Annotated in this window: 11 protein-coding genes and 2 tRNA genes; 7 read left to right on the top strand and 6 right to left on the bottom strand. The window is 60.0% G+C overall.

All coding sequences use genetic code 11. From position 1 onward, the window contains the following. Position 1: 1 nt before the first annotated feature. Together AC3ZU9_RS10890 and AC3ZU9_RS10895 are read left to right on the top strand one after the other, a co-directional pair. Positions 2-77 (top strand) — tRNA-Glu (locus AC3ZU9_RS10890). Between the two features lie 3 nt (positions 78-80). After that, positions 81-156, top strand: a tRNA-Gly gene (locus tag AC3ZU9_RS10895). A gap of 100 nt (positions 157-256) precedes the next feature. On the opposite strand, the gene AC3ZU9_RS10900 is transcribed toward AC3ZU9_RS10895, so the two are convergent. From AC3ZU9_RS10900 to AC3ZU9_RS10910, 3 genes are all read right to left on the bottom strand, one after another. Then, positions 257-1,993, bottom strand: a complete 1,737-nt coding sequence (locus AC3ZU9_RS10900) for a dipeptidase (protein ID WP_490090693.1) — start codon at positions 1,991-1,993, stop codon at positions 257-259. Between the two features lie 213 nt (positions 1,994-2,206). After that, positions 2,207-3,946, bottom strand: a complete 1,740-nt coding sequence (locus tag AC3ZU9_RS10905) for a dipeptidase (RefSeq protein WP_490090694.1) — start codon at positions 3,944-3,946, stop codon at positions 2,207-2,209. A gap of 315 nt (positions 3,947-4,261) precedes the next feature. Further along, positions 4,262-4,888 carry an alanyl-tRNA editing protein gene (locus tag AC3ZU9_RS10910; protein ID WP_012723128.1) on the bottom strand — a complete coding sequence of 209 codons (627 nt, stop codon included), beginning with the start codon at positions 4,886-4,888 and terminating at the stop codon, positions 4,262-4,264. Between the two features lie 89 nt (positions 4,889-4,977). Between AC3ZU9_RS10910 and AC3ZU9_RS10915 the strand changes: the two genes are divergently transcribed. Then, positions 4,978-5,961, top strand: coding sequence for a LysR family transcriptional regulator (locus AC3ZU9_RS10915; protein ID WP_490090695.1), 984 nt, complete (start codon positions 4,978-4,980; stop codon positions 5,959-5,961). Between the two features lie 106 nt (positions 5,962-6,067). Here AC3ZU9_RS10915 and AC3ZU9_RS10920 read toward each other — a convergent pair whose 3' ends face one another. Both AC3ZU9_RS10920 and AC3ZU9_RS10925 read right to left on the bottom strand, forming a co-directional pair. Next, a complete protein-coding gene (locus AC3ZU9_RS10920) occupies positions 6,068-6,475 on the bottom strand; it encodes a PA2817 family protein (protein ID WP_010211653.1) in 408 nt (135 codons plus the stop codon). Between the two features lie 75 nt (positions 6,476-6,550). Next, on the bottom strand, positions 6,551-8,998 hold the full coding sequence (locus AC3ZU9_RS10925; RefSeq protein WP_043205039.1) for an acyl-CoA dehydrogenase: 2,448 nt from the start codon (positions 8,996-8,998) through the stop codon (positions 6,551-6,553). A 191-nt stretch (positions 8,999-9,189) separates the two neighbouring features. On the opposite strand from AC3ZU9_RS10925, the gene AC3ZU9_RS10930 reads away from it, so the two are divergent. The 4 genes from AC3ZU9_RS10930 (at position 9,190) to AC3ZU9_RS10945 (ending at position 12,368) form a co-directional block, all read left to right on the top strand. Next, the gene (locus tag AC3ZU9_RS10930) at positions 9,190-9,849 is read left to right on the top strand and encodes a transglutaminase-like domain-containing protein (RefSeq protein WP_102061080.1); all 660 of its coding nucleotides are present in this window, start codon (positions 9,190-9,192) and stop codon (positions 9,847-9,849) included. A 57-nt stretch (positions 9,850-9,906) separates the two neighbouring features. Beyond that, positions 9,907-10,524 (top strand): glutathione S-transferase family protein, encoded by a 618-nt coding sequence (locus AC3ZU9_RS10935; protein ID WP_046036837.1) that lies wholly within the window; start codon positions 9,907-9,909, stop codon positions 10,522-10,524. Between the two features lie 135 nt (positions 10,525-10,659). Continuing rightward, on the top strand, positions 10,660-11,592 hold the full coding sequence (locus AC3ZU9_RS10940) for an ABC transporter ATP-binding protein (RefSeq protein ID WP_010211649.1): 933 nt from the start codon (positions 10,660-10,662) through the stop codon (positions 11,590-11,592). After that, complete coding sequence (locus tag AC3ZU9_RS10945) at positions 11,589-12,368, top strand: ABC transporter permease (RefSeq protein WP_012723134.1); 780 nt, start codon at positions 11,589-11,591, stop codon at positions 12,366-12,368. Before AC3ZU9_RS10940 ends, AC3ZU9_RS10945 begins: the two co-directional genes overlap by 4 nt. Before the next feature lie 131 nt (positions 12,369-12,499). On the opposite strand, the gene AC3ZU9_RS10950 is transcribed toward AC3ZU9_RS10945, so the two are convergent. Beyond that, positions 12,500-13,039 carry a TetR/AcrR family transcriptional regulator gene (locus AC3ZU9_RS10950; RefSeq protein ID WP_064052279.1) on the bottom strand — a complete coding sequence of 180 codons (540 nt, stop codon included), beginning with the start codon at positions 13,037-13,039 and terminating at the stop codon, positions 12,500-12,502. Positions 13,040-13,044 lie beyond the last annotated feature (5 nt).

Below are 13,044 nucleotides of genomic sequence, written 5' to 3' on the forward strand. Positions count from 1 at the left end.
TGTCCCCTTCGTCTAGTGGCCTAGGACACCGCCCTTTCACGGCGGTAACAGGGGTTCGAGTCCCCTAGGGGACGCCATTTGCGGGAATAGCTCAGTTGGTAGAGCACGACCTTGCCAAGGTCGGGGTCGCGAGTTCGAGTCTCGTTTCCCGCTCCATATTCAACGAAAACGCCGATCAGTGATGATCGGCGTTTTTGTTTGCGTGGGATTTATGCCGGACGAAAAAAAACGCCATCGCGACGGGCTCATTCGGCTATCAGAGCTTCGGCAACTGCCCGATACGCCCCATCATTTCAGTAACGATCTGCAGGTCCAGCAAGAACTGGTCGACGGTCTTGAACTCTTTATTGGTGTGGCCGGTGTACTTAACGTCGAGCCTGGCCAGGCCGAACTGCACGCCATTGGGCAGGTCATGCACGGAGGTTGAGCCGGCAGAGGCGCCGAATTTTCGCGGCATGTCGAGGTTTTCGCTGGCGACGTCCAGCAACGCCTTGACCCACTCACCCTCAGGGTCGCGGAGCATCGGTTCGGTCATCAAGTAGTCCACGTCCATTGCAATGGCGTTCTTCGTGCTCCAGGCGCCCAACTTGTCGGCAATCTCGGCTTTCAGCACGTCCAAGCGTTTTCCCTTTGGTATGCGTAGGTTGACCGTCAGCGTGAAGGTCTTTTCATCCATGCCGATAAAGGTCAGTGATGTAGTCAGAGGCCCCATGAATGCATCCGAAAAGCCAATACCCAGTTTGCCTCCCAGGTAATCCAGCCCCCAGTTGTCGGCAGCGTAGCGCGCGGCATCGGAAATAGGGTTTTGCTTGAGTGCGATGTTCCCGTCCAGGCTGTGGATGAAGCCCAACATCCTGGCGACGGGGTTCACACCGGATTCGGGTTCTGATGAATGCGCAGACACGCCGGTAACGGTCAGTTGGACTTCCTTGCCGATGACTTGGGCGATTACGTTGAAATTATCGCCATTGCGCCTCGCATAGTCGTTACCCGCCTTTTGCAGGCGGGCTGCCAATTCAATCGGATTTTCCCCCACCAGTATGGCAACCGAGGTCAGCGGGATCTGGTTGGCGGCGAGGCCTCCGGTCATGGAGATGATTTCGGCGCCGTCGCCCTGTGCAGTACGTCGGGCAAAGTTCGCGGTGACAGTGCCATAGCCTTTCTCGGCAATGACCACCGGATAACCGCCATCCAGAGCCACGTTGTAGTGGGGCGTCGGGTTGCGTTCAAAGTAGTAGGCGATTGCATCGCCGGCGATTTCCTCAGTGGTATCGACCAGCAGCTTGAAGTTTCTCGCCAGCGGTAGCCGCTCCTCCTGGATGACCTTCATGGCGTAGAGCGCCACCACGATGCCGTTCTTGTCATCTTCCGTGCCTCGGCCATACAAGCGGTTGCCGACCTGGGAGACCTTGAAGGGGTCAAGCCGGGTGCCGTCTTCCAATACCCAGTCCTGCGGATTGGCAGGCACGACGTCGGCATGCGCGTGAATGCCCACGATTTCATCGCCGGCGCCGTTGAGCGAGACCTCGAAAACACGGTTGTCGATGTTGCGAAAGGAGAGGTTGAATGATTCTGCCAACGTCTTGAGTGTGTTGCCCATCTTGATGAATTCGGGGTTATCGTGCTGGGCAACACCCTCCACACGAAAGGTCGGAATGGCCACCAGTTCGCGCAGGGTGCCCATGGCGGCGTCGCCGTACTTCAATCGGGCATAGAGGCCAAGCAGGCGATGAATCTGGTTTTGCTGCGCGGTGGAAAGTGCCGTGCCGTCAAGGAAACCGCTGATTGCCGCGCCGAGGTCGCTGCTCATGGGGGGTTCACTCACGCCCAGCTGTCTCAGGAACTCACGGAAGTCAGTGGGCGATGTCTCACTGAAGTGCGTGAGGATGGCGCGGCTTTGTTGCGGGGAAATATTGGCCTGTACGGGCAGGGTGAATGCTGCAAGGGGGACTACCAGGGCAGCGATGAGCAGGTGCTTAAGTGATGACTTCATTGTTGTGGCACTCCTATCTTCGTAGGCAGTTGAGATTGCCTGCCGAAGCTAACACCGTGAGGTAGAAGGAGAGCTGCTCAAAACAAAATGAGATATTTCCTACGAGCGTCTTACCCATGCAAAAACGCCGCTCGGTCACGGGCGGCGTTTTTGTGTGTGCGCAGCCAGGCAGCCAACGCGATGGACCCGCCAGGACGGCGGATCCGAGGGGGCTCAGAGCTTCGGCAATTGCCCGATGCGGCCCATCATTTCGGTAACGATCTGCAGGTCCAGCAAGAACTGGTCGACGGTCTTGAACTCGTTGTCGGTGTGCCCGGTGTATTTCACTTCCGGGCGCGCCAGGCCGAATTGCACGCCGTTGGGCAATTCATGCACGGAGGTCGCACCGGCCGAAGTGCCGAACTTGTGTTCCATGCCCAGATTTTCGCTGGCCACCGCCAATAGGGCTTTGACCCATTCACCTTCCGGGTTGCGGTACATCGGCTCGGCGATCGAGTAGGTGAAGTCCACGTTGACCTTGGTTTTCTTGTCCCAGGCGCTCAGTCTGTCGGCAATCTCGGCCTTGAGCTTTTCCGGGGATTTTCCCTTCGGCACGCGCAGGTTCACCGCCAGCTTGAACGCTTTGTCATCCAGGCCGACAAACGTCAGCGAGGTGGTCAGCGGGCCCATGAACGCATCGGAAAAGCCCACGCCCAATTTGCCGCCCAGGTAATCCAGCCCCCAGTTGTCGGACGCATACCGTGCCGCATCGGTGATGTGGTTGTGCTTGAGGGCGATCTTGCCGTCGAGGCTGTGGATCAGCTCCAGCATGCGCGATACCGGGTTGACTCCGGATTCCGGCTCGGACGAGTGAGCGGACACGCCGGTGACCGTCAGTTTGACGTGCTTGCCGTCGACCTTGGCGGCGACTTCAAAATCACCGCCGTTGCCTTTGGCATATTCAGTCCCGGCCTTTTGCAGGCTGGCGGCCAATTCCGCAGGCTTGTCGCTTACGAACGTGGCAACGGATGCCGACGGAATCTGGTTGGTCGCCATGCCACCGGTCATCGAGATGATTTCCGCGCCTTTGCCTTCACCCTTGCGCCGCGGGAACGTCGCCATCACGGTGCCGTAGCCTTTCTCGGCAATCACCACCGGGTAGCCGCCGTCCAGTGCCAGGTTGTACTGCGGTGTCGGGTTCTTTTCGAAGTAATAGGGAATGGCGTCGCCGGAGGTTTCCTCTGTGGTGTCCACCAGCAGCTTGAAGTTGCGCGCCAGCGGCAGCTTCTCTTCCTTGATCACCTTCATGGCATACATGGCCACCACAATGCCGTTCTTGTCATCCTCGGTGCCCCGGCCGTACATGCGGTCGCCGATCAGCGTGACTTTGAACGGGTCCAGTTGGGTGCCGTCCTTCAGCACCCAATTCTCCGGTGTCACCGGCACCACATCGGCGTGGGCGTGGATGCCGACGACTTCGTCGCCGCTGCCTTCCAAGGAGATTTCGTACACGCGGTTATCGATATTGCGGAAGTTCAGGTTAAAGGCCTTGGCCAAGTCCTGGATCTTGCCGGCGATCTTGATGAATTCCGGGTTTTTGTACTGTGGTAGACCGTCCACGTTAAAGGTCGGGATTTCTACCAGCTCGCGCAGCGTCTCAGTGGCGGCCTTGCCGTATTTCACTCGGGTGTAAATGCCCAGCAGGCGATTGATTTCGTTCTGCTGGTCGGCGCTCAAGGATTTGTTATCAAGGAAGGCACTGATCGCCGGGCCCACATCGCTGGTTTTGCCCAGATCGCCCTTGGCCAGGGTACCGAGGAAACCCCGAAAGTCGGTGACGGACGTTTCGTTGAAACGCTTGATGATTGCCGTGCTTTGCTCTGCGGTGATGTTGGCGAAAGCGGGGCTGGTGATGGCTGAGAGGCTCGCCGCGAACAGGGTGGCCGCGGCCAGTTGCTTGAGTGGAAAGTGCATTGCTGGAGGCATTCCTTTGCAGGTGGTGAGTAGGGTGTTTCTGATCGAACTGTCAGAAATATTTCCACACACTACCACTCTGAAGGAAAGGGGGGGGAGATCTGAATGAAGGAAATGTCCTGCTTTTCATGCGAAAGCGCCGTTCATTACGAACGGCGTGTTTACCGCTTACTGTGGCACCCGATACAAGGTCTGCTTGAATGTTCCATCGGGTCGTGGCTCGGAAGTTACCGACGACAAGGGAGACACACGCCTGGCAGCGCATCAGCCTTTCCCTGGGAGGGCTCGCTCATCACACACAGATAAGGTGTCGTCTCAGTCGATCTCGTAGCGCACCGACAGCGCGCCCTTTTTCTCCGACATCGCGAGGATGCTGACGCGTCCCAACTCGCCCAACGTGTGCACATGAGTTCCGCCGCAGGCGTACGCGGGGAGTTCGCCGAAGCCTACTTGGCGGGTGCCGTCTTCCAAGTTCATGTGGCGCGGGTAGTCTGCGGCGATCCATTGGTTGACCTGCTGCTGGATCGTCTCGGCCTCCATCGCCTGCGCGGCTTCGCCACGGATGAAGGTGATCTTGCCTTCGCCGGGCCAGTGATGGGCTTTGATCGGCATCCAGCCCAAGGTTTCACCCACGTTACCGATCAAATGCCCGGCGGAATGCAATCGGCTGTGCAACGCACGGCGCTGTTCATCGACCCTAGCTGTGACTGGGCCAAGCTCCAGCGGGCGGTCGACGTAGTGCACCACGCGATCGGCTTCCTGGGTCACGCGCAGCACTGAACTCTCACCGAGCCAACCAGTATCGAAAGGTTGCCCACCGCCCTGTGGGTGAAAAATCGTCGACTGCAGGATGACCGCAAACTGGCCCTCATGGGGTGTGCAACTCAGCACTTCCAGCTCGGCAGTCAGGTGGTCGTGGGTGAAAAACAGGCGCTCGGTCATGATCTACATCCGCATCAGGGTTCTGCGGGCAGTATAAATAGTGCGTACATCGGTGATAATCCACTCAACTATCAATGGACCTGTGCACCATGAGCATCAATCTACCGTTGTCGCTGTTGGGCGAAATGGCGATTTTCGTCAACGTGGTGGAAGCCGGCAGCTTCTCCGAGGCCGCTCGGCAGATGGGCGCGTCGCCTTCATCGGTGAGTCGCAGTATCTCGCGACTGGAGAAGGCCCTGGCGACGCGGTTGCTGCAGCGCACCACGCGCAAGTTGCGCCTGAGCGAGGGCGGGGAAGAGGTGTTCAAGCGTTGCCAGGAGATGGTCAACGCCGCGCGTTCGGTGATGGAGGTCAGCGGCCAGTTCAATCATGAAGCCGAAGGGCTGGTGCGGGTCAGCGTGCCCAAGGCGGTGGGGCGATTCGTGGTGCACCCGCATATGCCGGAGTTCCTGCGGCGTTATCCCAAGGTGGACGTGCAGCTGATTCTGGAGGATCGGCAGGTGGACATGATTGATGACAATGTCGACCTCAGCATCCGCATCACTGACAGCCCGCCGCCGGGTTTGGTCGGTCGGCAGTTGTTACCCATCGAGCATCTGTTGTGTGCGACGCCGCAGTATTTAGCGGAGCACGGTACGCCGAGCCACCCCCATGATTTGCTGGAACACAGTTGCATCTATCTGGGAGAAACGCCGGGGGATTCCCGCTGGAAATTTCGCCAGGCCGGCAAGGCTGTGACGGTCTCAGTGCGCGGGCGGTATGCGGCGAACCACACCGGTGTGCGGCTGGATGCGGTGTTGCAGCATGTGGGGATTGGCAGCTTGCCGTACTTTACGGCGCGGCATGCATTGGAGGAGGGGCGGTTGGTGCAGGTGTTGCCGGCGTGGGACTTTATTGCGTCTTACCATGGCGAGGCGTGGTTGCTGCATTCACCCTCGCGGTATTTGCCGCCGAAGTTGCGGGTGTTTATCGATTATCTGGTGGCGTGTATGGCGCGCGAACCGACACTGCGTGGGGTGAGCGGGCTTGTGGAATCGTCGCACGGCCCGCGCTTGGGTTCGAAGCGGCCCTAGAACAGGCAACTGAGATCTGACTAGGTGTTGGCAATGGGGCTGCTACGCAGCCCAGCGCGGGGCAAGCCCGCTCACTGCAGTAAGCCGCGACGTGATGTTCTGCTGATCAGTGCTTGCTCTGGTCGTCCGGCATGGCCAGCAGCTGTTTTTCCTGGTTCCAGTCGAACGGTTCGTCGTTCTGTTCGGCTTCGAAGCGACGTTCTTCCAGGGCCTGGTACAGGTCCAGCTCTTCATCGGGCATGAAGTGCAGGCAGTCACCGCCAAAGAACCACAGCAGGTCCCGCGGCACCAGGTGGGCAATTTGCGGGTAGCGCAGGATGACCTGGCTCATCAGGTCCTGGCCCAGGTACTGGCTTTCGATCGGGTCGATCGGCAGCAGGGCGCGCAATTCGTCGAAGCGCTCCAGGAACAGCGAATGGCTTTCCTCGGGCACCTGTTCGGCTTCGCCGACGGCAACCAGGATGCTGCGCAAATGGTCGAGCAAGACGAGATGATCGGCAACGACGTTGGACACGAGATAAGTCCTCTAAAGCAAAAACGGGCGCGAGAGTATATGCCTCTCGCGCCCGTATTTATATGACTGCCTGTATCAGCGGACTTTACCCTCAGCCTGGGTCAGCTCTTCCTTGCTGAAATCATCCACGTCGATCACCTTGCGCCGCGCTGCTTCAGCGTCACGCAGGGTTTGCGCTTCGGCGGGTTGCAGCACGCCGGCGTGCAGGGCCGCATCGATGGCGTGTTCCCCGGCCGTCGGTTTGACCTGGCCGCTTTTGAGCGCGCTGTGCAGTTTCTTCTGCAGCGGATGGCTGGCGCCGAGCAGGTCGTAGGCATGTTGCAGGGCGCCCACCGGGTCTTCCACGGACTGCGGGCGGTAGCAGCCGGCCAGCAACTCTTCCAGGGTCGGATCACCTTTGGCGCGGCCGATCACCGCCGCCACTTCGGCATCCAGCGCATCGGACGGCCCGGTATGGCGACGCCCGAACGGGAACACGATGACCCGCAGCAGGCAGCCCAGTACCTTGTTCGGGAAGTTGCTGAGCAGTTCATCCAGGGCACGTTCCGATTCGCCGAGGCTTTCTTCCATGGCCCAGGCGAACAGCGGTTCCAGGTGGTCCGGTGAATCCAGGTCGTGATAACGCTTGAGTGCCGCCGAGGCCAGGTACATATGGCTCAGCACATCACCCAAGCGTGCCGACAGGCGTTCGCGGCGCTTCAACTCGCCACCCAGCAGCATCATGCTCAAGTCGGCCAGCAGCGCGAACGCGGCAGCCTGACGATTGAGTGCGCGGAAATAACCCTGGCTCAAACGGTTGCCCGGCGCCTTCTCGAAATGACCCACGCCGAGGTTCAGCACCAAGGTGCTGGCGGCGTTGCTTACGGCAAAGCCGATGTGTTGCATCAACAAGCCATCGAATTCCTTCAGCGCCTGATCATGGTCTTCGCGACCGGCCAGGGCCATTTCCTTCAGCACGAATGGATGGCAACGGATCGCGCCCTGGCCGAAGATCATCAGGTTGCGCGAGAGGATATTCGCGCCTTCAACGGTGATGAAGATCGGCGCGCCTTGCCAGCTGCGACCCAGGTAGTTGTTCGGGCCCATGATGATGCCCTTGCCGCCGTGCACGTCCATGGCGTGGCTGATGCACTCGCGACCGCGCTCGGTCAGGTGGTACTTGAGGATCGCAGACAGCACCGAGGGTTTTTCCCCCAGGTCCACGGCATTGGCAGTGAGCATGCGCGCACTGTCCATCAGCCAGGCGTTGCCGCCAATACGCGCAAGCGCTTCCTGGATACCCTCGAAGGCCGACAGAGGCACATTGAATTGCTCGCGCACTTGGGCGTATTGGCCGGTCACCAGGCTGGTGAATTTGGCCGCGCCGGTGCCGACCGCAGGCAGGGAAATCGAACGGCCCACGGAGAGGCAGTTCATCAGCATCATCCAGCCCTTGCCGAGCATTTCCTGGCCGCCGATCAGGAATTCCAGGGGAATGAACACATCCTTGCCGGAATTGGGACCGTTCATGAACGCGGCGCCCAGGGGCAGGTGGCGACGGCCGATTTCTACACCCGGGGTGTCGGTCGGGATGAGCGCCAGGCTGATGCCCAGGTCTTCCTCTTCGCCCAGCAGGTGGTCCGGGTCATGGGCCTTGAAGGCCAGGCCCAGCAGCGTCGCGACTGGGCCGAGGGTGATGTAGCGTTTTTCCCAGTTCAGGCGCAGGCCGAGGGTTTCCTTGCCTTCCCATTCACCTTTGCAGATCACGCCGGTGTCGGGCATGGCGCCAGCATCGGAGCCGGCCAGCGGGCCGGTGAGGGCAAAGCAGGGGATGTCATCGCCACGGGCCAGGCGTGGCAGGTAATGGTTGCGCTGCTCGTCGGTGCCGTAGTGCAGCAGCAGCTCGGCCGGGCCGAGGGAGTTGGGCACCATCACGGTCGAGGCCAGGTCGCCGCTGCGGGTGGCGAGCTTCATCGCGACCTGGGAGTGGGCATAGGCGGAGAAGCCCTTGCCGCCATATTCCTTGGGAATGATCAGGGCGAAGAAACCGTGAGTCTTGATGTGTTCCCAGGCAGCGGGCGGCAGGTCCATGGCCTGGCCGATTTCCCAGTCGCTGACCATGGCACAGAGTTCTTCGGTCGGGCCGTCGATAAACGCCTGTTCTTCTTCGGTCAGTTGGACCTTGGGGTAGGCCAGCAACTTGTCCCAATCGGGGCGACCACTGAACAGCTCGCCGTCCCACCACACGGTGCCGGCGTCGATGGCGTCGCGCTCGGTCTCGGACATCGGCGGCAGGACTTTCTGGAACCAACTGAACAGCGGCTTGGTGAAGTATTGGCGGCGCAGGTCGGGGAGCAGCAGCGGCGCGGCGACAACGGCAATCAACACCCAGAAGATCAGCAGCAGCCAACCCGGTGCGTGGCTCCAGGCACCCATCGCCAGCAGATAGACAGCCACCACACCCAGGGCGGGCAGGGGGGCGACGCGGCGGTGCGCGAGGTAGGCAATGCCGACCACCAGAACCAGTATCCACAACAACAGCATATTCAATCCTCCGTGAAACCAGGGGCGAAACCACCAGGGAGCTTAGTCGGCATCCGAGCAAGCGGGGTGATCAGGGTGTTACAAGTTGTACTGGGAGCACCTGGCAGCAGGCGCCGACATTTGGCCGAATCGTCGTTATCTCTGTGGCAGACCTGTCGTTAAACTCCAGGCTTCCCCCGGAGATCACGCTCATGGATACGTACCTGAGTCCCAGCCGCTTCATCGATAGTGACCACCCTGCGGTGGTGGAGTTCGCCGAAAAACATCGCGGAACCCGCGCGGCTGCAAGTGACCAGGCAGTCAGCCTTTACTATGCCGTGCGTGAGGCGATTCGCTACAACCCCTACACCTTCAGCCGTGATCCCGACACCTTGAACGCCAGCTTCGCCCTGGCCGCCGGCGAAAGCTATTGTGTGCCCAAGGCCACCTTGCTTGCCGCATGCGCCCGCCACTGCGGCATCCCGGCGCGCATCGGCCTGGCGGACGTGCGCAATCATTTATCGACGCCGCGCCTGCTCGCCTTGCTCAAGAGTGATGTGTTCGCCATGCACGGCTACACCGAACTGTACCTGCATGATCGTTGGGTCAAGGCCACGCCCGCGTTCAACCAGCAACTGTGCGATGTGTTCGATGTACCGCCGCTGGCGTTCGACGGGATCAACGACAGTGTCTTCCACGCGTTCAACCGCCAGGGCCAGCGTTCGATGGAATACGTCATCGACCACGGGCAATTTCCTGACGTGCCCGAGGCGTTTTTCTTCGCCCATATCCGGCAGTGTTACCCCCACCTGTTTGCCGAGGACATGCCGACCCTGCTGGGGGATCTGCAGAGCGATTTAAGCCGCGCGTGAACCGGCGTATGCTGCTGCGTTCATCCAGCCATGTTCATCAACAATAAAGGCGCGGTCATGCTGAAAATCTGGGGTCGTAAAAATTCATCAAACGTCAGGAAAGCACTGTGGTGCGCCGAGGAACTCGGCCTGGACTATGAAGCAATTGATGCGGGCGGGGCTTTTGGTGTGGTCGACACGCCGCATTACCGGGCGTTGAACCCCAACGGTCGAGTGCCGATGATCGAGGACGGCGACTTTGTGCTGTGGGAGTCCAACACCATCGTGCGCTACCTCTGCGCCAAGCAGGCTTCCAGCTGGTATCCCGGTGACCTGAAGGCCCGCGCCAGCGCGGAAAAGTGGATGGACTGGACCACCTCGACCTTCGCTGAACCGTTCAAGACCGTATTCTGGGGCGTGCTGCGCACCCCCGCGGAAAAACAGAACTGGGACAGCATCCACGCCGGTCGCCAGGCCTGTATCGATGTGCTCAAGACGGTTGACCAGGCACTCGCCACACAGCCGTATCTGTCGGGTGAAGAGATCGGCATGGGCGATATCCCCTTGGGCAGCTTCATCTACGCCTGGTTTGAAATGCCTATCGAACGGCCTGCAATGCCCCATCTAGAGGCCTGGTACCAGCGCCTGCAACAACGGCCGGCCTACCGCAAAGCGGTGATGACTGCGTTGACTTAATACCCACTATTAATACGGGTGACTGTACTTGTGCGGCGCGGGCAAGCACCATGCCCGTCATGCGCCGCCGTTGAACTACCTGGGCTGCGCCCTCATCTACTCTTTCTATTCCCTTCTTTTGGTGCGTAATCCGATATGAGTTCCGCTCTGTCCATCCGGCAGCTAACCAAAACCTACGGCAACGGTTTCCAGGCCCTGAGTGGTATCGATCTGGACGTTGCCGAAGGTGACTTCTTCGCCTTGCTCGGCCCTAACGGCGCCGGCAAGTCCACCACCATCGGTATCCTCTCCACACTGGTCAACAAGACCAGTGGCACGGTGAATATCTTCGGCCATGACCTGGACAAATCCCCGGCGGCGCTCAAGCGTTCGATCGGCGTGGTGCCCCAGGAATTCAACTTCAACCAGTTTGAAAAGACCTTCGATATTGTTGTGACCCAGGCGGGCTACTACGGCATCCCGGCGAAAGTCGCCAAGGAACGCGCCGAGCAGTACCTGACCCAGTTGGGCCTGTGGGACAAGCGCGATGTGCCTTCGCGTTCGTTGTCCGGCGGCATGAAACGCCGCCTGATGATCGCCCGTGCACTGGTGCACGAGCCGCGCCTGTTGATCCTCGATGAGCCCACCGCCGGCGTGGACATCGAGCTGCGCCGTTCGATGTGGACCTTTCTCACCGAGTTGAACGAGAAGGGCATCACCATCATCCTCACCACCCATTACCTGGAAGAGGCTGAGCAGCTGTGCCGTAACATCGGCATCATCGACCACGGCACCATCGTCGAGAACACCAGCATGCGTAACCTGCTGGGCCAGTTGCATGTGGAAACCTTTTTGCTCGACCTGAAGAACAACCTGTCGGCGCCGCCGCAATTGCTCGGCTACCCGAGCCGTCTTGTCGACAGCCACACCCTGGAAGTGCAGGTGGACAAAGCCATGGGCATCACCGCGTTGTTCACGCAGTTGGCGACCCAGAACATCGAAGTGCTGAGCCTGCGTAATAAAACCAATCGCCTTGAGGAGTTGTTCGTGTCCCTGGTGGAGAAAAATCTGGCGAAGGTGGCGGTATGAGTTCCGAACTGCAACCCAACCTCGTCGCGCTGCAAACCATCGTTTATCGCGAAGTGAAACGCTTTACCCGGATCTGGCCGCAGACCCTGCTGCCGCCCGCGATCACCATGGTCTTGTACTTCGTGATCTTCGGTAACCTGATCGGCCGGCAGATCGGCGACATGGGTGGCTTCACCTACATGGAGTACATCGTGCCGGGCCTGATCATGATGTCGGTGATCACCAACTCCTACGGCAACGTGGTCTCCAGCTTCTTCGGCAGCAAGTTCCAGCGCTCCATCGAAGAACTGATGGTGTCGCCGGTCTCGCCTCACACCATCCTGATCGGCTACACCTTGGGTGGCGTGCTGCGTGGTTTGATGGTCGGCGTGATCGTGACCCTGCTGTCGCTGTTCTTCACGCACCTGCAGGTGCATCACCTCGGGGTCACCATTCTGGTGGTGGTGCTGACGGCGACGATCTTCTCGTTGCTGGGCTTCATCAACGCCGTGTTTGCACGCAACTTCGATGATATTTCGATCATCCCGACGTTCGTGCTGACGCCGCTGACCTACCTGGGCGGGGTGTTCTACTCCATCACCCTGCTGCCACCGTTCTGGCAGACCGTGTCGCTGGCCAACCCGGTGTTGCACATGGTCAACGCCTTCCGCTACGGCATCCTGGGCGTGTCGGACATCAAGATCAGCGTGGCGATCACGTTCATGTTGGTGGCGACCGTGGTGCTGTACATCGGCTGTGCGAAGCTGCTGGTGAGCGGGCGCGGGATGCGTACCTGACTCAACGGATGTACGCGGTCAAAAATGTGGGAGGGGGCTCGCTCCCGATAGCAGTGGATCAGTCAGTGCATGAGTGACTGACAGATCGCTATCGGGGGCAAGCCCCCTCCCACATTTGTATTGGCGTAACGTCAGGAATTGAGTGCCAGTTCGATCAGCCCATGCAGCGCTTCCACTGTCAGCGGCTCGGTCGAGAACAGAATGCGAAACACTGTGGGCGCTGCGATCAGGTTGATCAAATGGTCCACGCTCGGTGGCGCCGGGTCCGGATAGCGATCGACAATCGCCTGCAACTGCCCACTCAAGATGCTCACGCAGTACCCCGGCGTGATCATGCACTGCAGGTCGCGCATCATGTTGCGCCCCGGCTCCGAACTCATTTCATCCAGGTATTGCTCGGCCCAGGCCTGCAAATCGCCGCGCAGGCTGCCGGTGTTGGCCGGCTCGCTGTCGGGTCGCATGCGTGCCAGGGCCACGTCCGCGAGCAGCACCGAGAGGTCGCCCCAGCGTCGGTAGATGGTCGACGGCGTGACGCCTGCGCGTGCGGCAATCATCGGCACGGTGACGCTGGAACGCTCATGGGTTTCCAGCAGTTCACGCACCGCCGAATGGACGGATTCTTGTACCCGGGCACTGCGGCCCCCCGGGCGAAGGCCTTCTTTTATCGCCATGTTTG

This window comes from Pseudomonas sp. A39, from assembly GCF_058145955.1.